This window comes from Kitasatospora sp. NPDC033851, assembly GCF_055576085.1.
This window is the reverse complement of the sequence record NZ_JBVIRL010000040.1, coordinates 18,525-43,430: the sequence shown is the minus strand read 5'-3', so window position 1 is coordinate 43,430 and position 24,906 is coordinate 18,525. Positions and strand designations below refer to the sequence as shown.

The window sequence follows — 24,906 nt, the reverse complement described above, 5'->3', positions numbered from 1 at the left end:
GCAACCCCCGAAAAGGCCCAGTAATACAACAAGCATTTCCCGTTCAGGTCTTGACGAATTGTCACCTGAACCCGAAACTGACCCTGCCACCAATGCATCCGGACCCCATTTACCGGCCTCTTGATGCACGAAGTGAATGGAGGGGGAATTGCCGACGACACCGACCTACCCGGGCGTCTACATCGAAGAGCTTCCCAGCGGCGTCCGTACCATCACCGCGGTGAGCACCTCGGTGACCGCCTTCGTCGGGGCCACCCGGCGCGGCCCGCTCAACCAGCCGGTCACCATCACCAGTTTCGCGGACTTCGAACGCCGCTTCGGCGGACTCGCGAGTCAGAGCCCGGTCAGCTACGCCGTCCAGCAGTTCTTCCTCAACGGGGGCTCGGTCGGGATCGTGGTCCGGGTCGCGGCGGCCGGCACCGGCGCCGCCGCGGGCGTCACGCTCAACTCGACGCAGACCTCCACCGCCACCCCGGCCCTGGAGGTCACGGCCGTCGAGCCGGGGCTCTGGGGCGGGGGGCTGCGGGTCGCCGTGGACTACCGGACGCCGACCCCGGACGAGACCTTCAACCTCCAGGTCTTCGACACCTCCGGCGCCGTCCGGGAGTCCTTCGCGGACCTGTCGGTCCGGGCCGCCAGCCCCCGGTTCGCCGAGACGGTGGTGAACAGCGGCTCGGGTGTCGTCCGGGTCAAGGTGCTGGCGGAGAGCCGACCGGACCCGGTGGGCACCGTCTCCAAGCCCTTCGCGGCCGCCCTGCCGGACCTCACCCACGAGATCCAGGTGAAGATCGCCGACGTCTCGCGGACCGTCAAGATCTACGACCCCGCCGCGGACGGCACCGCGCCCACCACCGTCCCCGAACTCGCCCTGCTGCTGGAGCGCAAGCTGCGGGCCCTGCCCGACGCCCCGGGCAAGCGGGCCTTCGCGGGCACCCGGGTGAGCGTGTTCGGGCGGCAGCTCCAGGTCGTCGCCGGCTCCACCGACCCGGCCGACGTGGTGCGCTTCCTCGGTGAGGCCGCCAACAACCTCGGGCTGGAGGGCTCGGTCAACCCGCCGGTCCTCGCCCTCGCCGGCGGCCAGGACGGCGGAGCCCCCGGCATGACGGACCTGATCGGCAGCGAGGCCGGCAAGACCGGCATCCAGGCCCTGCGCGACGTGCCGGACGTCAACCTGCTGGTGCTGCCGGAACTGGCCGGCTACGCCAGCGTGGACGACGCCGTCACGGTCGTCTCGGCCGCCCAGGCACTCTGCGCGGAGCAGCGGATGTTCCTGATCGTCGACTCGCCGCAGGCGTGGACGACACTGGACGCCGCCCGGGCGGGCCTGTCCGCCTTCGACTCGGTGCGCAACGACCACGCCGCGCTGTACTTCCCGCACCTGGAGCTGGTCGACCCGCTCACCGGCCGGCTGCGCAGCTTCCCGCCGTCGGGCACCATCGCCGGCGTGATGGCGCGCACCGACGGCCAGCGGGGGGTGTGGAAGGCCCCCGCCGGCACCGAGGCCGGGCTGCCCGGGGTGCGCGCGCTGACCGTCCCGCTGACGGACCGGGAGAACGGCCTGCTGAACCCGCTCGCGGTGAACTGCCTGCGGACGTTCCCGGTGGTGGGCCCGGTGGCGTGGGGCGCGCGGACCATGGCGGGCGCCGACGCGCTCAGCTCGCAGTGGAAGTACGTCCCGGTGCGGCGGCTGGCGCTGATGCTGGAGGAGAGCCTCTACCGCGGTACCAAATGGGTCGTGTTCGAGCCCAACGACGAGCGGCTGTGGGCGCAGATCCGGCTGAACGTGGGCGCGTTCCTGCACTCGCTGTTCCAGCAGGGCGCGTTCCAGGGCACGTCGGCGCGCTCGGCCTATTTCGTCAAGTGCGACAAGGACACCACCACGCAGGACGACATCAATCGCGGTGTGGTGAACGTCGTGGTCGGGTTCGCGCCCCTCAAGCCCGCGGAATTCGTGATCGTCAAGATCGAGCAGCTCGCCGGACAATTCGAGGTTTAGGATCTCCATGGTCGAGTTCACCGTCAATCCGCACCGGTTCGATCCGTACAAGAACTTCAAGTTCCTGGTCGTCTGGGACGGCCGGGTCGTCGCCGGAGTCAGCAAGATCAGCCCGCTCAAGCGCACCACCGAGGTGGTGAAGCACCGCAGCGGGGGCGATCCGAGCGCGCCGCGCAAGTCGCCGGGGCGCACCGACTTCGAGGCGGTCACCCTGGAGCGCGGGGTCACCCACGACCCGGAGTTCGACCGCTGGGCCAACAAGGTCTGGATGGTCGGCGCGGGCCGCGGGGCGGAGGTCTCGTTGCGGGACTTCCGCAAGGACCTGGTGATCCAGGTGCTCAACGAGTCCGGTCAGGTGGCGGTCGCCCACAAGCTGTACCGCGCCTGGCCGAGTGAGTACCAGGTGCTCGGCGAACTGGACTCCAACGCCAACGCGGTGGCGATCCAGAGCCTCAAGCTGGAGGTGGAGGGCTGGGAGCGGGACGAGGAGACGCCCGAGCCGGAAGAGCCGTCGTTCCAGCAGCCGGCCTGAGCGGCCGACCGATGGAACTCGCCGGGGAGGCCGCCCTGTTGGCCGCCTGGGAGGCCGGGCTGGCGGCCGGCCGCACCGGGCGGGCCCTGCTACTGCACACCGTCGCCCGTCCGGGCGCCGGGACGGAGGAGCTGCTGGCCTTGCCGCTCGGCCGACGGGACGCCGAACTGTTCGTCCTGCGCGCCGAGTTGTTCGGCGAACGGCTCAACATGCGGGTCGGCTGCCCGAGTTGCGCGGAGGAGATGGAGTTCGCCTTCGACGCCGGGCAGCTGGTCGGTGCCGCGCGGCCGGCGGACGGCCCGCTGCGGGTGGAGCTGGACGGCTGGCAGGTCGGCTTCCGGCTGCCCACCCCCGGCGACCTGGCCGCCGCCGAACAGGCCCCCGCAGGCCAGGCCAGGGCCGTCGTGCTGGAGCGTTGCGTGCTGACCGCCGAGCACGGCGGGGAGCCGGTCCCCGCCCGGCAGCTCCCCGAACCGGTCCAGCGGCGCGTGGCCGAGGCCGCCGCCGCAGCCGACCCCTGCGCGGACGTCCGGCTGAACCTCAGCTGCCCCGAGTGCGGCGAACAGGCCCTCGCCGAACTGGACATCGCCTCCTACCTCTGGGAGGAGCTGGACGACTGGGCCCGGTCGACCCTGCTCGACGTCCACCTCCTGGCCACCGCCTACGGCTGGAGCGAGGCGGAGATCCTGGCGCTCAGCCCGCTGCGGCGCCGCTACTACCTGGAGCTGTGTGCAGATGCCTGACCACTTCGACCGCCTGGTGACGAAGGGCGGCCCGGACGGGTTCCGGGCCGGGGTACGGGTGCGCCCGCGCCTGCCGGGGCCGTTCGAACGACTCGACGCGCTCGCTCCGGCGCTGCCGGCCGTGGACGGGGAGTCGTTCGGGCCGGGCCGCTCGGTCGGGCTACCCGCTCCCATACCACTCCTCCGGCCGCCGGCACCGCCCGCGACGCCCGTCGAGAGGGCGCTGCGGGCGGTGGTCGGCGAGGACCGGCCGGCTGTCGCACCCGTCCTTCCGCTGCCGCGCACGCCGCTGCTGATCGCGCCGCCGGTCACGCCCGTTGCCGCACCGGCCGTCGAGCCGACGGTGCGGGGGGAGACCGCCCGCCCGGCGGCCGTACCGACGCCCGTCACCGCACCGCACCGGGCGGCTGCCCCCGAGCTGCCGACCGCGGCACCGCCCGCACCGGTCCGACCGGCCACCGCGCCGGCGTCCGTACGGCGGGCCGCCGTGGCGGCTGCCCCGGGCCAGGCGCACGGGACCGGGACCCGCCGCCAGCAGCGGCCGGTCGAGCGGGTGGTACGGGTCCGGATCGGGCGGGTCGAGGTCAAGGCCGCCCAGCCCACCCCGGCCGGACCGCGCAAGCCCGCGGCCGCCCGCCCCTCGCCCGCCCTGAACCTGGACACGTACCTCAACCGGGAGCGCTGATGACCGATCGAGTCAGGTGGTGGGCCCATGAGTAACCACCTCGCGATCGCCACCGTGAGCGAGGCGCTGCGGCTGCTCATCACCCGAGCGCTCTCGCCCGACATCCCGTTCGCGGTCGAGGTCAGCGCCCGCAAGCCGCCGACCGAGCCGCCCACCGACCCGACCATCACCGTCTTCCTCTACCAGGTCACGCCCAACGCCTCGCTGCGCAACCGCGACGCGCCCACCCGCGCGACCGACGGCACCGTGCTGACCCGGCCGGCCGCCGCCCTGGACCTGCACTACCTGATCAGCTGCTACGGCGAGGAGACCCAGCTGGTCGGCCAGCGGCTGCTCGGCTGCGTGGTCCGGGCGCTGACCGAACAGCCGCTGCTGTCCCGGCAGTTGGTCGAGGAGGCGGCCACCCAGCCGTACCTGGTGGGGACGGACCTGGCCGCCTCGCCGCAGCGGGTGCGCTTCACGCCCACGCCGATGGACGTGGACGAGATGTCCAAGCTGTGGATGACGCTGTTCCAGACGCCGTACGCGCTGTCCGTCGCCTACCAGGCCACCGCCGTCTTCGTGGAGGGCAAGGCCGATCCGGTGGCCGGCAAGCCGGTGCTGCGCCGTTCCGTTCGGGCCGTGCCCTCCCGCGGACCGGTCGTCGAGCGGGTGCTCTCCCGGCCCGCCGGGTCCCAGGGCGCCCCCGCGGAAGGGCCGGTGACCAAGGACCGGGAGCTGGTGGTGGACGGCTCCGGCCTGCGCGCGGACCTGGTGGTGGCCCGGCTCGGCGAGCGCCGGGTGCCGGTCGACCCGGGCGGTGTCCGGGACGACCGTCTGGTGGTCGCCGTACCGGAGGACCTGCCGCCCGGTGTGTTCCGGGTGCAGGTGCTGCACGGGCTGGCACTGGACGGCCGACCGGCCGCCGAGCACCTCGCCGTGGAGTCCAACGTGCAGACCTTCGCCCGGCAGCCGCGGATCGTCGCGCCGATCGGCACCGCGGACCGCAGCGACGTACCGGCCGGGGTCTCGGCCCGGCTGGATGTCCGGCTGGACCTGCCGCTCCGGGACGACCAGCAAGTCCTGCTGCTACTGGACGAGTTGCGCCCGCCCGCCGGGCGGCCCGGGGCGAGCCACCAGTTCCGCGCACCCGCGCCGCCACTGCCGCGCACCGACCCGTTCGAGGTCCGGGTGCCGGTCGTCGGCGTCCGCCCGACGGCGTACCTGGCCCGGATCCAGGTGGACGGCGTGCCGAGCGAGTTGACGGTGTCCGGCGACGGGGCCTTCACCGGCCCGGTCGTGGACCTGACGCACTGACCGCAGGACAGGGGGGTTGGAGATGAGCACGCGCCGGAGACAGGGCCGCGACGGCTCGGCGGACGACTCGCACCGGGAGTCGATGTCCGCCGCGGTCGCCGCCGTGCTCGAACGGGTCGACGCGCACGCGGCCGGCCGTACGGCAGAGCCCGCCGTCCCCTCGGCCCCCGGCACCCGCCGGGGCGGGCGCCGCCAGCCCGCCACAGCCCTGGACGCAGTCACCGCTTCCTTCGGGCTCACCCCGTTCGAGCGCGACGTCCTCGTGCTGGCCGCCGCCCCCGCGATCGACCCCACGGCCGCCGCCCGGTGCGCCGCGGCGGGCGGCGACCCGGGGCGCGCGTACCCGACCTTCTCCCTCGCCCTCGCCGCCCTGGACCAGCCGCACTGGAGCGCGCTCACCCCGGTGGGCCCGCTGCGCCGCTTCCGGCTGGTCGAACTGGACGATGAGACGGCGCTCACCGCCTCCCGGCTGCGGATCGACGAGCGGGTGCTGCACTTCCTGGTCGGCGTGCCGTACCTGGACGTGCGGCTGCACGGCCTGCTCACCCGGGTAGGACCGCTCGGCGAGCTACCCGGCCCACACGAGCGGTGCGCCGCCGAGCTGGCGCGGGGGTGGACCTCGGCCGCGCTGTCCGGCCCGCCGCACACCGAGCTGACCGGCGCCGACCGCCGCACCCGCTGGGAGATCGCGGCGGAGGCGGCCCACCGCGCCGGACTCGGCCTCTACGCCGCGCACCGCGAGGACCTGCCCACCGAGCCCGCCGAGCGCGAGCAACTCGCCCGGCTGTGGCAGCGCGAGGCGATCCTGATCCCGGCCGCGCTGCTGGTGGAGAGCGGGGAACCGGGCCGGGAGCGTCCGCAGGCCCCGAACGGCGCGGAGGCCTTCCTCGCCAGCCTCGCGGTGCCGCTGGTCGTGTCCGGCGACGAGCCCCCGCCCGCCGGGGCCTCGGACCGTACCAGGCTGACCGTGCCCCCGCTCGGCCCCGAGGAGCAGCTGGGGATCTGGGCCGAGGCGCTGGACGGTGCGCCGGGGGTCACCGAGGGCGGACTCCGCGCGCTGGCCGCGCAGTTCTCGCTGCCCGGCCATGTGATCCGCTCGGCCGCGGCGACCGCCCGGCGGGCCGCCGAGTCCACCGGCAACGGCGGGGACGGCGGGGAGGGTGCGGCCGGCGGGGAGGGTGCGGACGTCAGCCGACTGGCCTGGCACGCCGGACTCGTGGAAGCCCGGATGTCCCTGGACGAGCTGGGCCGGCGGGTCGAGCCGCGCGCCGGCTGGGACGACCTGGTCCTGGAGGAGCGCCAGCGCGCGACGCTGCGCGAGATCGTCGCCCACGTCCGCCGGCGCGGCACCGTCTACCAGGAGTGGGGCTTCGAGTCGGTGCTGCGCCGCGGCCTCGGCGTGACCGCGCTGTTCGCCGGCGGGTCGGGCACCGGGAAGACGCTGGCAGCCGAAGTCGTGGCCGGGCAGCTCGGCGTGGACCTGTTCGTCATCGACCTCTCCCAGGTCGTCAGCAAGTACATCGGCGAGACCGAGAAGAACCTCCGGCGGGTCTTCGACGCGGCCGAGCGCGGTGGCGCGCTGCTGCTGTTCGACGAGGCCGACGCGCTGTTCGGCAAGCGCAGCGAGATCAAGGACAGCCACGACCGTTACGCCAACCTGGAGGTCAGCTACCTGCTGATGCGGATGGAGTCCTATCGGGGCCTGGCCGTGCTCACCACCAACATGAAGAAGGCGCTGGACCCCGCGTTCATGCGGCGGATCAGGTTCGTGGCCGACTTCCCGTTCCCCGGAGTGCCGGAGCGCGCCGAGATCTGGCGGCGGGTCATCCCCGCGCAGACCCCCAGCCGGGGTGTCGATCCGGAGCGGCTCGCCCAGCTCACCGTGGCGGGCGGCTCCATCCGCAACATCGCGCTGTCCGCCGCCTTCCTGGCCGCCGACGAGGACTGCCCGATGCAGATGCGGCACCTGCTGGCCGCCGCGCGCACCGAGTACCTCAAGCTGGAGCGCTCGCTGTCGCCTTCGGAGGTCTCCGGATGGATCTGACCGAGGGGCCAGGGGCCGGGCGGGGCAGTGCGGGAACGGGCGGTGCCGGGCGGATCGAGGTCGAGATCGGCGAGCTGGTCCTCGACGGCTTCGCGCGGATCGACCACGACCGGCTGACGGCGGCGTTCCGGGGCGAGCTGGCCCGCCTGGTCGAGGCGCGCGGGGTGCCGATCGCGGTCGACGGCGACCGTGCGCTGGACCTGCTCTCCGGACTGCCGCCACTGCCCGCGGGCGCCTCGGCGCAGCGGCTCGGCGAGGCACTCGCCCGCGCCGTGCACACCGGGCTGTCCGGCGGTGGCCGGGCGCCGGAGCGGGGGCGGACATGAGTCGACTCAACGCTCCCGCCCGGGACTCCGGGCCGAACGCCAAGCAGGGCGAGGGCCGGCGCAAGACGCGGGCGCCGAAGGCCCGTACGCCCGAGCCGAAGGAGATCGTCTCCGGCGCGGGCCAGCCGCTGGACCCGGGCCTGCGGCGGGAGCTGGAGGCGCGGCTCGGGCACGACCTCAGCCGGGTCCGGGTGCACACCGACCGGGACTCCGCCGCGCTGACCGAACTGATCGGCGCGGACGCCGTCGCCGTCGGTCCGGACCTCTTCTTCGGCGAGGGCAAGTACCGCCCGGCCGGCGAGGACGGCAGGCGGCTGCTCACCCACGAGCTGCTGCACACCGTCCAGGCCCCGAACCCGCTCGGCGCGCTGCGGGCCGGCCGCGATCTGGGCGCGGTCAGCCTGCCGCAGGACGCAATCGAACGGGAGGCGGAGCACGGCGCGCGCGAGGACCGGCCGGCGGCGGCGACGCCGGGTGCCACGCCGGGCTGGCTCCGCTACGCGACCGTCGACGCCGACCGGTTCCGCACCGAGCGGCTCGACCCGGCCACCCTGGTCGACCGGCTGGCAGCCGGCATCCTGCGCTCGCTGCGCGGGGACCCGAGCGACTCCTCCGGCCGGGTCCGCCTGCAACTCGCCCGCTTCGCACCGGAGTTGCAGGCCTCCGTACTCGCCCGACTGGCGGACCGGCTGCCTTCGTCGGACTACACTCGGGTGCTGGAGCTGGTCGAGGCCGCCGAGCACCGCCCGGCCGACGTGGACGGCGCGCAGACGCCCGAGCCGGTCACCGATCCGGTGACTGCTTCCGACCGAGCCACCGACGAGCGCGAGCAGACGGACGAGCAGGACCGCGACAAGCAGGACCGCGACAAGCAGGACCTCGACGCGCAGGACCGGAAGCGTCGACTCGACGAGGAGGCTCGGCAGTCGGACGACCCGAAGGGCCGGCGCAAGCGCCGCAAGGGGCACGGCGGCAAGGACGGCGAGGACGGCCAGGAGCGCCCGGAGCAGCAGGACGAGCAGCAGGCCCAGCCCGCGGAGGACGAGGCCGCGCAGACTCCGCCGGGCGCGCAGCCGGCTCCGCAGCCGGAGGCCGGTCAGGCCCGGCCCGCCGCCGACGCACAGCCTCCGGCCGTCGAGGAGGCGCCCGGGACGACCGCCGACGCGGGGCCGGAGCAGGCCGCCGCGACGGAGGAGGGCGCCCAGCCGACTGCCGTCTCCGTACCCGGCTCGCCCGAAGCCGGACCGACGGACGCCGCCGCCCAGCCCTCGGCCGGCACGAAGCCGCAGGAGCCCGCCGCCGCGCCGCTGCCGCAGCCGGCACCCGTCAAACCCGAGCGCCTGGACGCGATCGCGCGGGCCGAGGACAGCCCGCTCGCCCGGCACGGACTGCTGGAGGGCGACCAGCAGCAGCGCGAAACCCGGGACGAGGAACGGCCGTTGGGCATGGAGCCCGGCGCGGACGCGGAGGTCCACGACTCGCCCGGCGCCGGCGAGGACCGGCAGCCGCAGTCGGCCGCCCCCGGGCCGGAGCTCAACCCGGGGGACTTCCTGCCCTCGGCCGACCTCGACGTGTCCGGTGTGCCGACCACCGATCAGGTCCAGGTGGCTGCGGACGGCGCGCCCCCCGTGTATGCCGAGGCGCCGGAGTTCCCCGCGCCGCCCGCGACCAAGGCCGACCAGGTGCAGGCCGAGCGGGAGAGCCGGCCCGAGGACGAGACGGAGCCGACGGCTCCCGAGCAGGCCCGGCCCGACCCGGCCCAGCCCGAACCGGCACAGAACGTGGCTGCCCCCGCGCCGGGCCCCGCCGCCGAGGCCGAGGACCGGAGCGCCCGTGACCTCCAGCCGGAGCAGCCGGTCGAGCAGGAGATCGGCCCCGACCCGACCACGAACCCGACCGCACCCGCGGCACCGGCCGCCGCCGCGCCCGCCCCTGCGGAGCCGCAGCAGCCGGAAGCCCCCGCCGATGAGGCACGCGAGGCCGAGCCCGCGGCCACACCCGAGCCGCAGGGCCCTGGCCCGGAGCTCACCGCTGCCGCCCCCACCACGGCAGGTCCGCTCGGCGGCGACGGCCCGGACGGCCCCGGCGCCACTCCCGACACCGGCCGCGACGCCGGCGCCGCCCCCGGCCCGGCGGCCGAGCAGGCCGACGCGCCCGCCGGACTCGCCACCCAGCCCGCCCCGGACGCCTCACTGGAGTCCGGCGGCGGTGCCTGCGCGGGCCCGCAGCAGCCCACCACCGAGGCGGAGCCGGACGGTGCCGGTGGCAACGGCGGAGGCGCCGGTGGCGGCTGCGCGGCGGGCGGCGCAGCCGGGGGCGCCCCGCCCAAGCGGGAGGAGCAGCCGCCCCCGCCCGACGTCTCCGCCCAGGACCCGCAGAGCGCGCTCGCCACCGCCGCGAGCCTGCCGCCCGACCGGATGGCCGCCACCCTGGACGGCGTGGACGGTTCGGTGGACCGTACGGTCGGCGAGCAGCACGCCCGGCTGCAGGCCGCCCCACCGGCCGTCCAGCGCCCGTCCGGCGCCCCGCAGACCCAGTCCGGCCCGCCCGAAGCCGCGCCGCCCGCCGAGGCGGTGACGGAGCGGCTGGAGCGGGTCGGCCCGCAGGCCGCGGACGGCGAGCAGCAGAAGGCCGAGCAGAAGAAGGTCGGGGGCCGGAACCCCGGCGACCGGGTCGCCGCGCCCCACGTCGCCGACGACGCGAGCAACCAGGTCTCGCCGCAGGAAGTGCAGCAGGTGCAGGGCGCGGTCGGCGACGTGCCCACGACCGACCCGGCGTTGAACACCACCGTCGGCCCCGCGCCGAGGGTCGAACTGACCGGGGAGAGCGACCCGGCGCGCACCGACCAGCAGGCGGCGAAGCTCAAGGACAGTTCCACGAAGATCCTCGGCGTCGGCCGGGAGGACGCCGCCAAGCCGATGGGCGAGGACCGGATCTACCCGGACGTGCCGAAGGAGACCCTCACCGCCTCCGTACCGGGCGGCGGGGGCAAGGGCGGGGGCGCCAGGGCCGGCGGCGCGGTCGACACCCAGCCGGGCATCGGCATCGTGACCCAGCAGGAGCGCGGCCCGCAGATCCAGGCCGCGGTCGGCCAGGGCCAGAGCCGGCTGGGCTCCGAACAGGCCGAGCAGAAGCAGGGCGAGGCCGATGCTCGCCGGCAGAACCAGGCCGAGGTCGACCAGGCGGTGGCCGACAACGCCCAGGCCCAGGCCGGCGAACGGGGTGAGGCCACCGAGAAGGTCAAGGCCGAGCGCGAGCAGTGGCGCACCGAGCAGGACCGGAAGGTCACCACCGCGGACCAGGACTCCGACGCGGAGCACCAGGACAAGAGCGGCCGGATCGGCAAGAAGCGCACCGAGGCCGACAAGGACGTCCAGGACCGTCAGCAGCAGGACAACCAGAAGATCCAGGACAAGCGGAAGGAGGCCGAGGAGAAGGCGCAGAAGGAGAAGGACCGCAAGAAGGAGGAGTCCGAGGGCTGGTGGGGCTGGGTCAAGTCCAAGGTCAAGGCGGCCTTCGACGCGCTGGTCGAGGCGGTCACCAAGGTCTTCGACTACTTCCGCGGCCTGATCAACGACATCATCGACGGCTTCCGCAAGTTCGCGGACTGGGCGATCGACCAGGCACGGAAGTTCGCCGTCGACCTGATCGACAAGCTCGCCGACGCGCTGATCGCGATCTGCGATGTCCTGTTGGCGGCCTTCCCCGAACTGCGGGACAGGTTCCGCAAGAAGATCGAGGAGTGGCGCGACAAGGCCGTCGCCAAGGTCAACGAGTGGGCGGACAGGCTCAAGAACGCCGTGAACAAGCTGCTCGACCTGCTCGCGGCCGGACTGAACGCCCTGCTGAACGCGCTGGAGGCCGGGCTCAAGGCCGCCATCGAGGCGGTCCGCAAGGCCGTCATGGACGCGATCGACTTCGTGCAGAAGGCGATCGCGATCTTCGGCGAGTTCGCGGTCCTGATCGGCGACATCGCCTCCGACCCGGGCGGCTGGCTCAAGAAGCTCGGCACCGCCGCGATCGACGGCATCCAGCACTACCTGTGGGGTGCGATCAAGAGCGCGGTGCGGACCTGGTTCAACGAGAAGGTCGAGTCGGTGGTCGGCCTGACCTCCACGATCGTCAACGTGCTGGTCAAGGGCTGCATCTCGATGGCCCAGATCGGACGGATGGCCTGGCAGGCGATCGTCGCCTCGCTGCCCGGCATGATCGTCTCGATCGTCGTCGAGAAGCTGGTGTCACTGATCGTGCCGGCGGCGGGCGCGATCATGGCGATCATCCAGGGCCTGGTGGCGGCGTGGAACACCATCAGCAAGATCGTCGCCGCGATCGGGAAGTTCGTCACCTTCCTGAAGGCGGTCAAATCCGGCTCGGCCGCCTGCCTGTTCGCCGACGCGGTCGCGGCGGGCGTGGTCGCGCTGCTCGACTTCATCTCCAACTTCCTGCTCAGCAAGCTCAAGGGCGCGGGCAAAGCCGTCGGCACCAAGCTCAAGGGGATCGCCCAGAAGATCCTCAAGGGCCTGGCCAAGGCTGGTCGCGGTGCCCGCAAGGCCGCCGGAACCGCCGTCAACAAGGCCCGCGCGAGCCTGCGCCGGGCCACCCGGTCACTGCGCAAGCCGCCCTTCCCCGGCCGCGCCCGCCCCGCCCGCCCGGCCCGTACCGGCCCCGCCCGGCACACCGTCCGGCAGGCCGAGCGCCACCCCTCGGCCACCCCCGGACGCCCGCGCCGCGAGGTCACCCGCCCGAAGTCCTCCGCACCCCGCCGCCCCGTCTCGGCGGTCGGCCGCGCGCTCAACTCCTCCCGCCAGACCGTCAAGGCCGCCCTCAACCGCGTCCGGGTCGCCGCCCGCACCCTCGGCCGCAAGCTCCTCGACAGCAAGCTCGGCCGCGCCCTCACCAACGGCGCCCACAAGATCCGCGACGCCTACCGCAAACAGCGCGACCGCCTGCGCGCCTGGCACCAGAAGCGCCAGCAGCAGCGCGCGGACCGCCGCAAGCACGAGAACTCCCCGGACGCGAAGAAGCAACGCCTCGAACTGATCGTGGCCCGCATCCGGCCGCGGATCGAGCGCCTGCTGGCACGCGGGGTCCGGCAGGTGGTGCTCCGGCCCCTCCTGGCCGGGATGCGGGCCTGGTACCGGCTCACCGGGCTGGCGGAGGTCGGCAGTCCGGCCTTCACCATCGATGCCCAGCTCAACCCGACGGCCAGGGCCGCAGGCGGCTTCGAGCTGACGGCCGAGGAGATCCGCGGGATCATCCGCAAGCAGGCGGAGGGCCTGTTGGACCGGGCCGACGTCATCGCGGTCGCGACGCACATGCGGATTCTCAAGCACCAGGCCGGTGCCGATGCCCTGAACCAAGCGCTGCGGACACAGGGGGCACAGGACATACCCGGCGTCGTCCACTACCTGCGGAACCGCGGCACGGACCTCGACGTCTCGACCGCGCAGGGCGGTCCTCTCATCGTCCCGCCCTACAAGGTCGGTTGGGGGAAGATGGAGCACTACACGGTCGGCCCGGAGGGGGGAGCGGTCAGGGAGCAGAACCGGGGCGCCGGCAGCAACGCGGTCACCAAGGGGGTCGGCAAGTACCCGGAGATCGCGGCCGACCTGTCCCGCGTCGGGCTGACCGACATGAACTTCGCCATGGCGCTGAGGGCCTACAGCACGAACAGCCACCTGCCCCCCTCCTTCACGCCGGAGCAGCAGGCCCTGGTGCGCAACGCTCACTGGCTGATGTTCGTCCGGGAATCCGTCCGGAGCCCCGCGAACCTCGGCTACGCGGCCATGACGACCGATCTGCTGGCGCGCGGACCGCAGGCCGGCGGGCTGGACCGGAACCAGGCGTTCGCCCAGTACGAGGGCAACCGCCGGGGTGACCGGGGGCAGTTCCCGATGTCGATGAGGGGCGCCGCAGCCGCGGCGCGCGGTCTCAAGCAGGAGGAGGCGGGCCTGCTCACCAACCTGGAGAGCACGGCGGCCGATCGCAACGAGCTGAGGTTCCGCGAACTGCAGCTCGGCGAAGCCTGGGCACTCGCCAAGACCGGCGGCGTGGGGATCGCCGCCACGACGGAGGCTGACACCGTCAAGAAGGGCGAGAACCTCGTCCAACAGTTCCTGCTGCAGTTCTACGGCCTGAGATAAGAGGAAGACTCGCATGTCCCGATCGTTCACCCGCCTGGTCCTCACGCCCGATTTCAGCGAGCACGACTTCAAGCTGGTCGTCTGGGACCTCTTCTGGGACCTCCTCGACCTCGGACGGAAGGAGGACGGCGCCGTCGTCGACAGCTGGCTCACCCCGGGCGGCGGAGCCGAGGTGCACTACGTCGACGACGGGATCATCGGCATGCGGTACGTCACGATCCGGGGCGACGGCACGGCCGACACCGAGGCGGAGCTCCGGTCCCGCTGCCGGGTCTGGGCCCTGGACGAGGCCTTGACCGCCCTGCGTCAGGCTGCCGACCGGAACGACAAGCTCATCGCCCTCTACGCCGCCGCGCTGACCGCCGACGGCCCGGAGGACCGGTCGGTGGTCGAGGCGCTCGCCGACACCGCCCGGGACGACGATCCGGCGGTCCGACAGGCGGTGGTGCTCGCCACCGGGTACCTGCCCTGGCCCGGCCTGGTGGCCGTGGTGGAGGAGCTGAGCCGGACGGACCCGGTGGACCACGTCCGGCACAACGCCCGGGTCCTGCTGGAGGGTCTGGCCCGAACGGAAGGCGACTCCTGATGCCCTACGCGGACATTCCCCGGCCCGTGCGGTCCGGGCTGGTCATCGTGGATCCGCAGCGGGGGACGCCGCAGCGGGTCATCGTGCTGCAGTTCAATCCGGACAGCCTGGAGCGGTCGTTGGCGCCGCAGGTGGCCGGGGCGGACGGGAGCGGGGACCGGACGGAGGCGCTGCGGCTGAAGGGGCCGGCCGTGGAGACGTGGAAGTTCACCGCGGAGCTGGACGCGACGGACCAGTTGGACGTGCCGTCGCCGAACGGGATCCATCCGCAGCTGGCGACGCTGGAGTTGCTGGTGCAGCCGGCCAGTGCGCAGCTGAGGACCAATCAGGCGCTCGCCGCGGTGGGGACCCTGGAGATCACGCCGGTCGAGGCGCCGCTGACGCTGTTCACCTGGGGCAGCAAGCGGATCCTGCCGGTGCGGCTGACCGAACTCACCATCACCGAAGAGGCGTTCGACATCGAACTGAATCCGATCAGGGCCGCCGTCGCGATCGGCCTGCGCGTGCTGACCGTCACCGATCTGCCGACCGGCCACCGCGGGGCCGAGCTGTACCTGGCGCACCTGGCGCAGAAGGAGCGGCTGGTCGGCGCCGCGGCCGACGGCCGGTTGAGTGTGCTCGGCCTGGGAGGGGGACTCCGATGACCGTCGACCCCGCGTCCGGCGCGCTGCCCGCGCCCTCGCCGTACCCGCTGACCAGCCGGTACCACGGCGTCCCGGTGGCCCTGCACACGACGCCGGACGGGCGGCAGGTGCCGTACCTGCGGCGGAGGCTGCTGCCGAGCGCGGACGGTCTGACCCCGCTGGCCGAGCACACCGTGAGCGCCGGCGACCGCCTCGACCTGCTCGCGAACCGCTACCTCGGCAGCGCCGACCAGTGGTGGCGGATCGCCGACGCCAACCCGGTGGTCGATCCGCGGGAGTTGACCGCGACGCCGGGCCGGCGGATCACCATCGCGCTGCCCGGTGCGGTGCCGGGGGTGGGCAATGCCTGACCTCTCGGCCGTCACGGGAGGCGGGCCGGTCGGGTCGATCCACCTCAGCCTGCTGATGGGTCCGCAGATCCCGGTGCCGGTGCCGCAGCCGGTGACGGACGCCCTGCTGTCGGCGCAGGTCACGGTGGCGTCCGGGCAGCGCAGTGGGTTCCAGCTCGCCTTCGACCTGTCGAAGCAGGGTCTGATCAACACCGCGCTGCTGCCGGGCGGCTTCTTCGACCCGAAGATCAGGGTCGTGCTGATGGTGACCGTCACGGGCACCCCGACCGTGCTGATGGACGGTGTGATCATCCGCCAGGAGGTGGGCATCAGCAACCAGCCCGGCCAGTCCACGCTCACCGTCACCGGCGAGGACCTGACGGTGCTGATGGACCTGGAGGAGCAGGCCGGGGTGCCCTTCCCCGCGATGTCCCCGGCGGCCCGGGTCGCCGCGATCATCGGAAAGTACGGGCAGTACGGCATCCTGCCGCTGGTCGTCCCCGAGCTGGTGCCGCAGACGCCGATGCCCACCCGGCGGATCGACTTCCAGAAGGGCACCGACCTCGGGTACGTCAGCGAGCTGGCGAAGGCCAACGGTTACGTGTTCTACCTCGACCCGGGCCCGGTCCCCGGGATGAGCCGGGCCTACTGGGGGCCGGAGAACCGGCTCGGCGTCCCGCAGCACGCGCTGAACGTGAACATGGACGCGCTGTCCAACGTCGACCAGCTGACCTTCGCCTTCGACGGCACGGCCCGCGAGGAGCCGGAGGCCCGCATCCAGCTCCCGGCGACCAAGGTGTCCTCCGTCCTGCCGGTGCCGGAGGTCAGCGTCCTGCGCCCGCCGCTGGCGCTCAAGCCCGCGCCGGCGCTGAAGAAGAAGGTCATCGCCGACACCGCCAAGAAGGACACCACCCAGGCCGTCGCCGAGACCATCGCCAAGGCGATGCAGTCGGCGGACGCCGTCTCCGGCTCCGGCCAGCTCGACGTCGTCCGCTACGGGCACGTGCTGCGCCCGCGCGAGCTGGTCGGCGTCCGCGGCGCCGGGCTCACCTACGACGGCCTCTACTTCGTCAAGAGCGTCACCCACAACCTCAAGCGCGGCTCGTACACCCAGAACTTCACCCTGACCCGCGAGGGCCTGATCGCCCTCCAGCCGACCGTCATCCCCTAACACCGCCGCAGGAGTTGCCCGCATGGCCGAACCGACCCGCTACCTCGGCAAGTTCCGGGGGACGGTGGTGAACAACGCCGACCCGCTCGGGATCGGCCGCATCCAGGCCCAGGTGCCCGACGTGCTGGGCGAGGCCGTGTCGACCTGGGCGATGCCCTGCTTCCCGGTGGCCGGTCCGGGCATGGGGCACTACGCGGTCCCGCCGGTCGGGGCGGGCGTGTGGGTGGAGTTCGAGCAGGGCGACCAGAGCTACCCGATCTGGACGGGCTGCTGGTACGGCTCCGCCTCGGAGGTCCCGGTGGAGGCGACCACCGGCCCGCCGGGGGCGCCGAACACGGTGCTGGAGACCACCGGGCGGCGGGTGATCGTCCTGTCCGACGACCCGACCACGGGGATCACGCTCCGCACCCCGAGCGGGGCCTCGATCGTGATCAACGACTCGGGCATCCAGATCAGCAACGGCCAGGGCGCCTCGATCTCGCTCGTCGGCGCCACCGTTTCCATCAACCAGGACGCCCTGAGCGTGACCTGACGGGGGAGAACGTCATGACCGGAAATCTGCTGCACGTCAATGCGACGGTGACCTGCCCGCACGGCGCCCAGGCGACGGCCCGGCCCGCCCAGGCGCGGGTGCTGGTCGCCGGCCAGGCCGTCACCAGTACGGCCGACCCGTACACCGTGACCGGCTGCCCGTTCAACGTGGCCGGCAAGCCGCAGCCCTGTGTGACGGTCCGCTGGGTGCTGCCGTCCGCCCGGATCCGGGTGAACGGCTCCCCCGCGCTGCCGCAGTCCGCCATCGGGCTGTGCCAGAGCGCCGAGCAGGTCCCGCAGGGGCCGCCGGTCGTGACCGTCGTCCAGCAGCGGGCGGAGGGCGTATGAACACCAGGCCCATGAACACCAGGCCCATGGACACCGGGCCCATGAACACCGGGGGTGCGCACGCCGCACAGCAGCCCGGGCCCGGCGCCGGGCCGACGGCTCCGCTGCCCGGTCCGGCCCGGACGGACCTCGCGTTCCCGTTCCGGATCGACAGCCGCGGGCGCACCGCCGAGGCGGCGTACGACGACCATGTGCGCGACCTGATCGAGCAGTTGCTGTTCACCAGCCCCGGTGAGCGGGTCATGCACCCGGACTTCGGCTGCGGGCTGCTCGACCTGGTCTTCGCGCCGAACAGCCCGGAGCTGGCGGCCACCCTGCAGCTGTCCGTCCAGGCGGCGCTGCAGCGGTGGCTCGGCGACGTCATCGAGGTCGCCGGGCTCGACGTGGAGAGCGAGGACAACGTGGTGCGGGTCGAGCTGGCCTACGTGGTCCGCCGGACCGGTACGCAGCGGCACGACGTGTTCGAGGGCGGGGTGGCGGCATGACCGGGCGATCCGAACGCCCGACGGCACAGTGCGGGGCGGACCCGCGGCGCGCCGACGTGCGCGCGGCGCACCTGCTGGGCCTGGACGGCGCCGAGCCGGAGGACGACGGACGCACGCTGACCGTGACCTTCCTCGGCCGGGCGCCGGGCGAGCTCGGCCTGGAGAACATCCGCGTCGACGGCGGCCGCCGGATCACCGGACTGCGCGCCCTCGCGGTCGATATCGAGCGCGCGGACGACCCGGAGCTGGACGACCGGATGCACGTCACCCTCGACCGGGCCGGCGACACCTCCCGCTACCGGCTGACCGTGGTCGAGGCGGACGCCTACGGCCGGCCGGGCACCCGACCGTACCCGGGCTTCGACCCGAGGTACGCGAGCACCGGGTTCTCCTTCGGCGCCGACTGCCCCTCGCCCTACGACTGCCGCACCGAGGAGAGCTGCCCGCCCTCCGCCCCGGCGTCCGCCGTCATCGACTACACCGCCCGCGACTACGAGAGCCTGCGCCGGCTCGTGCTGGACCGGATGAGCCTGACCACCCCCGGCTGGACCGAGCGGCACCTGCCCGACCTCGGCATCACCCTGGTCGAGCTGCTCGCCCACACCGCCGACCAGCTCTCCTACCAGCAGGACGCGGTGGCCACCGAGGCGTACCTCGACACCGCCCGACGCCGGGTCTCGGTACGCCGGCACGTCCGGCTGATCGACTACGCCGTGCACGACGGCTGCAACGCCCGGGCGTTCGTCGCCCTGGCGACGGACCGCCCGCTCACCCTCCACCCCGGCGGCTTCCGCTTCGCCGCCGTCGACGTCAGCCGGCTCGGCCCGCAGGAACGCCCGGAGCTGTCCACGGTGATCCCCGACGAGCAACTGGACGCGCTCAGCCGGACCGCGGCGGTCGAGGTGTTCGAGCCGCTCGGCGGAACGGACCTGGTGCTGCGCCCCGAGCACAACACCATCCGGTTCTGGACCTGGGGCGACCAGGACTGCGTCCTGCCGAAGGGCGCGACCTCCGCCACCCTGCGCGACGACTGGCACGAGGCCGACCGGCCCGAGGACCGCACCCGGCACCTGGCGCTGCGCCCCGGCGACCTGCTGGTCGTCGAGGAGGTGCTCGGCCCGCGCACCGGCGCCGCCGCCGACGCCGACCCCGCGCACCGCCAGGCCGTCCGGCTCACCTCGGTCACCCACCTGGTCGACGAGCTGTACCGGCAGCCCGTGGTCGAGGTCGAGTGGGCACCGGAGGACGCCCTCTCCTTCCCGGTCTGCCTGTCCGCACACGGCGGGAGCGACTGCGGCCCGATCACCGACGTGAGCGTCGCCCGCGGCAACGTCGTCCTGGTCGACCACGGCCGCTCGCTCACCTTCTGCGGCGGAGCCCCGGAGACCTTCGCGGTGCCGCCGGAGCCGGTCCGGGTGGCACCCTGCGGGCCGGACGGATCCGGCTGCGCGGACCGCACCGGGGGCAGCCCCGCCGCGGAGGCGATCCACGAACTGCTCGACCGGACCAGGACCGGCCGCCAGCTCGGCCCGCAGCAGGTCCGCGAGCTGTACGCGCTGCTCGGCGAGGCGGCGGTCCGGCGGGCCGGGCTGAGCATCCAGCTCGCGCCGGGCGCGAGCGCGGAGGGCGAGGACGGCCAGGGCAGCGTGGTCGAGCCGCCCACGGCCGACGCCCAGGCGGCGACGCTGGAGACGCTGCTCGACCAGACCCGCTACCCCGTCCTGCCGCAGCCTTTCCGGCCGGTGCTGCGCTACGCGCCGGTCACCCAGGCGGCCGCCTACCCCGACCGGGCGCACGTCTGCGCCCGGCAGGCCGCCCTGCTCGCCGGCATCCCCGAACGGGTCCGCCGGCGGCTGGAGGAGCTGTGGCACCGGGCGGACTGCGGCCACCCCCTCTCCCGCGCCGAACTCGCCGAACTGACCCTGCTGTTCGGGGCCCAGGTGGTCCATGAGCTGCACCTCGCCGAACGGCCCGCCGCCGGGCTGCGTGAACTGCTGGCCCGCCGCACCCGCCTGCTCGCCGCCAAACTGCGCCGCCTCGAGGTGCTCACCGCCCGGGCCCGCTCCGGCGGGGTGCTCCGGCGGCCCGGCGTCTGGGAGGTGGCGCAGAGCTGGGGCGGCCGGTACGCCTCCGGGCTCGACCCCGACTCCCCCGCGCTGGCCGGCCCGGCGTCCGGGATCGCCGTCCAGGACCCTCGTGCCGCACTGCCGGCCGTCCGGGCCACCGCCGGGGGCCAGGAGTGGACGCCCCGCCGGGACCTGCTCGCCGACGGCCCGCGCGACCGGCACTTCGTCGGCGAGCCGGAGGACGACGGCCACCTCGCGCTGCGCTTCGGCGACGGGCGGCACGGTCAGCCGCCCCGGCCCGGCGCGGAGTTGCGGGTCGCCTACCGGATCGGCAACGGCACGGCCGGCAACGTCGGCGCGGAGGCCATCAACCACCTGGTGGTCTGCCAGGACCAGCCGCCCCACCCGAGGGGGCGCAGCACCGTCGTACCGCCGCAGGACGCGCTGCTCCGGGTCCGCAACCCGATGCCCGCGAGCGGCGGCACCGATCCCGAACCGCTCGACCAGGTACGGCAGTCGGCCCCGCTCGCGCTGAGCCGCACCCGGCTGCGCGCCGTCACCGCCGCCGACTACGCGGAGCTGGCCGCAACCCTGCCGGGCGTCCGGCGGGCCGCCGCCGAACTCCGCTGGACCGGCAGCGTCCAGGAGGTCCACGTCGCCGTCGAGCCGTACGGGCACGCCACCGCGGACACCGCCCTGCTCGAAGCGGTCGGACACGGCCTGGAGGCGTACCGCCGGATCGGCCACGACCTGGTCGTCCGCCCCGCCCTGGTGGTGCCGCTCGACCTCGAACTGCAGGTCTGCGCCGCCCCGGGCTACCAACGCGGCCACGTGCTCGCCGAGTTGCGGCGGGGCTTGAGCAACCGCGCCCTGCCGGACGGCCGCCTCGGCTTCTTCCACCCGGACGCGCTGGGCTTCGGCGAGCCGGTGCGGGTCTCCCGGCTGGTGGCCGCGGCCGCCGCCGTACCGGGCGTGGTCAGTGCCCGGGTCACCCGGCTGCGGCGGCAGTTCGGGCGGGACGACGGCGAGCTGGCCGAAGGGCTGCTGCGGCTCGGCGGGCTGGAGATCGCCGGCTGCGACAACGACTCCGACTGGCCGGAGAACGGCCGGCTCTCGATCGTGATCGGAGGTGGCCGATGAGCGGCCAGTGCACCTGCGGCTGCGCGGGCACCGCCACCGCGACGCCGGTACCGCTGTTCAACCCGCCCGGGCTCGACGCCATCGGCTACCGGGTCGGCGGCTACGGGGAGTTCCTCGACAGCCTGCTCGCCCGGCTGTCCGGACCCGCCTACCCGGCGCTGCGCGACCTGACCGTCCGCACCCCGGACGACCCGGCGATCGCGCTGCTGGACTCCTGGGCCGTGCTCGCCGACGTGCTCACCTTCTACTCGGAGCGGATCGCCAACGAGGGCTACCTGCGCACCGCCACCGAGGAGGGCTCGCTCACCCTGCTCGGCCGGCTGGTCGGGCACCGGCCCCGGCCCGGCGTCGCCGCCGACACCTACCTCGCCTACACGCTCGACCACGACCCGCGGGCCGCCGAGGACCCGACCGTGACCATCCCGCGCGGCGCCCGCAGCCAGAGCGTCCCCGGCCCCGGCGAGGACCCGCAGTCCTTCGAGACCGCCGAGGACCTCGCCGCCCGCTCCGCCTGGAACGAACTGGCGGTGCTGCGCCGCCGCCCGTACCAGCTGACGCCCGGACAGCTGAACCCCGGCGGCCGGGCCGAGCTGTTCGCCGCCGGCACCGCCAACAACATCAAGCCCGGCGACCGGCTGCTGTTCGTGTTCAGCGCCGACAAGGCAGCCGACCCGGTCCACCGGGTGCTGCGGCTGGTGCCCGAGGTGCGGCTCGACCGCGAGAACGACGTCACGGTGATCGGGCTGCCCCGGGACCTGCGCACCCTCAAGGACCTGCGCGCCGAGCTGGCGGACTGGATCACCGTCACCGAGAACGCTCCGAACCCCAGGCCCGGGCACAGCCGGATCGTCCGGGACTTCGACGACCAGGTGCTGGCCCCGCTGCGCGCCGACCTCGACCGGCCGTCCGGCCCGCTGAGCACCCCCGCGGACTTCGCCGAGCGGCTCGCCCCGGTGATCTCCCGGTCGGCCGAGGCCGCCGAACTGGCGCGCTCCCAGCAGCCGGTGGCCGACTGGTTCGGACGCCTCGGCGAGGAGCTGTCCGGCCTGCGCGACCGCGCCCACCAGCTGGAGCCGCCGCAGGCTCCCGACAAGCCCGGACCGCACCCTCCCGGCATCGGCACCGCCGACCCGGCCGTCCGCGGACTCGGCTCGGTGCTGGCGGCGCTGCGCACCGCCCCCACCCGGCCCCCGCTGAGCGCCCGGGACCTCGCCCGCGACCCGCAGCGCCTGTTCGCGCCCGGCTCGGACCTCGGCGTGCAGCTGCTGTCCGCGCTCGACCCCCGGCTGCGCGACGGCCTCTACCCCGCCTGGCGGCGGGTCGACCTGACGGCGCCGCTCGCCGTGCACGAGATCCAGGCGATGCGGGTGGTCGCCACCCCGTTCGGCGCCACCGCGCCGCTCAAGCCCGTCTACGGCAACGACGGCCGGATCGACCGCTACGTGGACTGGCCGCTCTCCGGCAGCACGCTGATCGGCGTCCGGGTCGGCTTCGACACCGCCGGCACCGTCCCGAAGACCGCCGACTTCACGTACGTCGAAGCCGGCAGCCTGACGCACAACGCCTTCTCGCTGCCGTGGGACCACACCTTCCCCTTCGGGCCCGGACAGGTCAAGGTGGTCACCACCGAGCCGCCGGCGCCGAATCCGCACGCCGCCGCCGTGCGCGCCGCCGTGCCCGCTCCCGACCAGGAGGCCGGGGTCAGCGCCAAGTTCCTGGCCAAGCTGCCCGAGCGCACCGTCGTCGTGTCCCGCCCGCAGGCCGACGGCCGCATCCACGTGAAGGTCGACGGCGGGCCCGGCGCCGCGCTCGACTACCAGCTCGACCCGGGCCAGGAGAAGACCGGCGAGTCCGGCGAGCTGAACGTCCGGGTCCACCGCTACACCGCGACCGACGAGTCGCCGCCCGCGGTCGAGGTGGTGTTCACCACCAAGCTGCAGCCGGTCTCCGGCACGGTCCTCGCCCTCGACGCCGTGTACGACCAGATCGCGCCCGGCAGCTGGGTGGTCATCCAGCGCCCGCGCAAGGGGATCGACGGCGGCATCCCGGGCAGCCGCGACCTCGCCGAGGTCATCACCCGGGTGACCGACGTACGCGTGATCTCCCGCGCCGACTTCGGCATCACCGGAAAGGTGACCGAACTGTCCCTGCAGCAGCCGTGGTTGGACGAGAAGGACACCCAGCTCTCGGACATCCGGGACGCCACCGTCTACGCCCGCGGCGAGTCGCTGCGACTCGCCGACGAGCCCGTCACCGAGGAGGTCCACGGCGACCGGATCGAACTCGCCCGGCTCTACGACGGGCTGACCCCCGGCCGGTGGATCGCGGTCAGCGGCGAGCGGACCGACATCCCGAACACCACCGGGGTCCGGGGCACCGAACTCGCCATGATCGCCGGCGTCGGGCAGAGCGTCGACCCGCGCCTGCCCGGGGACACCGTCCGCACCGCCATCACGCTCAGCGCCCGCCTCGCCTTCCGCTACCGGCGCGACACCGTCCAGGTCCTCGGCAACGTGGTCCGCGCCACCCAGGGCGCCACCCGCGACGAGGCCATCGGCAGCGGCGACGCCGGCATCCCCGGCCAGCGCTTCACGCTCTGGCAGTCGCCGCTCACCTGGCTCGCCGCCGACACCCCCAGGGGCGCGCGCAGCACCCTGGAGGTCCGGGTCGACGGGGTGCGCTGGCACGAGGTCGACAGCCTCGCCGGGCGCGGCTCGGACGAACAGGTCTACGTCAGCGCGACCACGACCGACGGCCGCACCACCGTCACCTTCGGCGATGGCGTGCACGGTTCACGCCTGCCCACCGGCCGGGAGAACGTCCGCGCCCGCTACCGGATCGGCATCGGCGAGAGCGGCAACGTCGGCGCCGGACGGATCACCCAGCTCACCACCCGCCCGCTCGGCGTCTCCGCCGTCGTCAACCCGCTGCCCGCCACCGGCGGCGCCGGACCGGACGGCCCGGGCCTGGCCAGGCGCACCATCCCGCTCGCCGTCACCGCCCTGGACCGGCTGGTCTCGGTGCCCGACTACGAGGACTTCACCCGCTCGCGGGCCGGCATCGGGCGCGCGAGCGCCACCCGGCTCTCGGACGGCAGGCGGGAGCTCGTCCACGTCACAGTGGCCGGGGTGGACGACATCCCGCTCACCGCCGACTCCGACCTGATCCGCACCCTGCGGTCCTCGCTCACCACCTACGGCGACCCGAAGCTGCCGGTCGAGGTCGCGCTGCGCGAACTCGTCCTGCTGGTCGTCGCCCTGAGCGTCAAGGTCGACCCGGACCACTCCTGGGACCTGGTCGAACCGGCGCTGCGCCGCGCCCTGCTCGACCGGCTCGGCTACGCCGGGCGCCGACTCGGCCAGAGCGCCCACCTGTCCGAGGTGCTCACCGCCGCCCAGGCCGTCCCCGGCGTGGACTGGGTCGAGGCCGACGCCTTCACGGGCGTGCCCGGCAGCCTCACCCCGGAGGGCCTGGAACACCTGTCCGAGCGGCTCGCCCAGCCGCAGCCGACCGTCCCGGCCCGACTCGCCCGCTTCGACGAACAGCGGTACCGGGTGCGGGGCCCCGAAGCGGAGACCCTCACCGAGGTCGCCGCCCGCAACGGCGTCTCGGTCGCCGAGCTGCTGCGCCTCAACCCGTCCGTCACCGACACCCGGCCGCTGCCGCCCGGCCGCGTGGTGACGGTGTTCCGCGGCATCCGCCCGGCCCAACTCGCCCTGCTGTCACCGAACCTGCCCGACACGTTGATCCTCAAGGAGGTGCTCCGATGAGCGAGCGGTGGGGGTCCCCCCGGCCGGAGGCCGGGGGAGAGCGAACCGTCAAGAGGCGCGTGTGGGCGAAT

At 74.1% G+C, this 24,906-nt stretch carries 17 protein-coding genes; all 17 read left to right on the top strand.

The window, feature by feature from the left end; all coding sequences use genetic code 11:
* The first annotated feature begins 148 nt into the window (after positions 1-148).
* The 17 genes from ACZ51D_RS39870 to ACZ51D_RS39790 are packed head-to-tail and all read left to right on the top strand — an operon-like array spanning position 149 to position 24,835.
* Positions 149-1,996, top strand: coding sequence for a phage tail sheath C-terminal domain-containing protein (locus ACZ51D_RS39870; protein WP_465665148.1), 1,848 nt, complete (start codon positions 149-151; stop codon positions 1,994-1,996).
* Between the two features lie 7 nt (positions 1,997-2,003).
* On the top strand, positions 2,004-2,528 hold the full coding sequence (locus ACZ51D_RS39865; protein ID WP_465626040.1) for a phage tail protein: 525 nt from the start codon (positions 2,004-2,006) through the stop codon (positions 2,526-2,528).
* An 11-nt stretch (positions 2,529-2,539) separates the two neighbouring features.
* The gene (locus tag ACZ51D_RS39860; RefSeq protein WP_465626042.1) at positions 2,540-3,271 is read left to right on the top strand and encodes a T4 family baseplate hub assembly chaperone; all 732 of its coding nucleotides are present in this window, start codon (positions 2,540-2,542) and stop codon (positions 3,269-3,271) included.
* Positions 3,264-3,956, top strand: a complete 693-nt coding sequence (locus ACZ51D_RS39855; protein WP_465626044.1) for a hypothetical protein — start codon at positions 3,264-3,266, stop codon at positions 3,954-3,956. The genes ACZ51D_RS39860 and ACZ51D_RS39855 overlap by 8 nt, the downstream gene beginning before the upstream one ends.
* Positions 3,957-3,983: 27 nt before the next feature.
* Positions 3,984-5,252, top strand: coding sequence for a Pvc16 family protein (locus ACZ51D_RS39850; protein ID WP_465626046.1), 1,269 nt, complete (start codon positions 3,984-3,986; stop codon positions 5,250-5,252).
* 22 nt (positions 5,253-5,274) lie between these two features.
* Positions 5,275-7,296: an ATP-binding protein gene (locus ACZ51D_RS39845; protein WP_465626048.1), complete on the top strand. Its 2,022-nt coding sequence runs from the start codon at positions 5,275-5,277 to the stop codon at positions 7,294-7,296.
* Positions 7,287-7,622, top strand: coding sequence for a hypothetical protein (locus ACZ51D_RS39840; RefSeq protein WP_465626050.1), 336 nt, complete (start codon positions 7,287-7,289; stop codon positions 7,620-7,622). The genes ACZ51D_RS39845 and ACZ51D_RS39840 overlap by 10 nt, the downstream gene beginning before the upstream one ends.
* Positions 7,619-13,765 carry an eCIS core domain-containing protein gene (locus ACZ51D_RS39835; RefSeq protein ID WP_465665146.1) on the top strand — a complete coding sequence of 2,049 codons (6,147 nt, stop codon included), beginning with the start codon at positions 7,619-7,621 and terminating at the stop codon, positions 13,763-13,765. Before ACZ51D_RS39840 ends, ACZ51D_RS39835 begins: the two co-directional genes overlap by 4 nt.
* 13 nt (positions 13,766-13,778) lie before the next feature.
* Positions 13,779-14,351, top strand: coding sequence for a HEAT repeat domain-containing protein (locus tag ACZ51D_RS39830; RefSeq protein WP_465626054.1), 573 nt, complete (start codon positions 13,779-13,781; stop codon positions 14,349-14,351).
* A complete protein-coding gene (locus ACZ51D_RS39825) occupies positions 14,348-14,995 on the top strand; it encodes a CIS tube protein (protein ID WP_465665164.1) in 648 nt (215 codons plus the stop codon). Before ACZ51D_RS39830 ends, ACZ51D_RS39825 begins: the two co-directional genes overlap by 4 nt.
* On the top strand, positions 14,992-15,345 hold the full coding sequence (locus tag ACZ51D_RS39820; RefSeq protein WP_465626056.1) for a LysM peptidoglycan-binding domain-containing protein: 354 nt from the start codon (positions 14,992-14,994) through the stop codon (positions 15,343-15,345). Before ACZ51D_RS39825 ends, ACZ51D_RS39820 begins: the two co-directional genes overlap by 4 nt.
* On the top strand, positions 15,338-16,495 hold the full coding sequence (locus ACZ51D_RS39815; RefSeq protein WP_465626058.1) for a hypothetical protein: 1,158 nt from the start codon (positions 15,338-15,340) through the stop codon (positions 16,493-16,495). The genes ACZ51D_RS39820 and ACZ51D_RS39815 overlap by 8 nt, the downstream gene beginning before the upstream one ends.
* Positions 16,496-16,517: 22 nt before the next feature.
* Positions 16,518-17,027, top strand: coding sequence for a phage baseplate assembly protein V (locus ACZ51D_RS39810; protein WP_360262629.1), 510 nt, complete (start codon positions 16,518-16,520; stop codon positions 17,025-17,027).
* 14 nt (positions 17,028-17,041) lie between these two features.
* Positions 17,042-17,374, top strand: coding sequence for a hypothetical protein (locus ACZ51D_RS39805; protein ID WP_465626060.1), 333 nt, complete (start codon positions 17,042-17,044; stop codon positions 17,372-17,374).
* An 11-nt stretch (positions 17,375-17,385) separates the two neighbouring features.
* Positions 17,386-17,859: a GPW/gp25 family protein gene (locus tag ACZ51D_RS39800; RefSeq protein ID WP_465626062.1), complete on the top strand. Its 474-nt coding sequence runs from the start codon at positions 17,386-17,388 to the stop codon at positions 17,857-17,859.
* On the top strand, positions 17,856-21,065 hold the full coding sequence (locus ACZ51D_RS39795) for a putative baseplate assembly protein (protein WP_465626064.1): 3,210 nt from the start codon (positions 17,856-17,858) through the stop codon (positions 21,063-21,065). The genes ACZ51D_RS39800 and ACZ51D_RS39795 overlap by 4 nt, the downstream gene beginning before the upstream one ends.
* A complete protein-coding gene (locus ACZ51D_RS39790; RefSeq protein WP_465665144.1) occupies positions 21,062-24,835 on the top strand; it encodes a putative baseplate assembly protein in 3,774 nt (1,257 codons plus the stop codon). The genes ACZ51D_RS39795 and ACZ51D_RS39790 overlap by 4 nt, the downstream gene beginning before the upstream one ends.
* Positions 24,836-24,906: the final 71 nt, after the last annotated feature.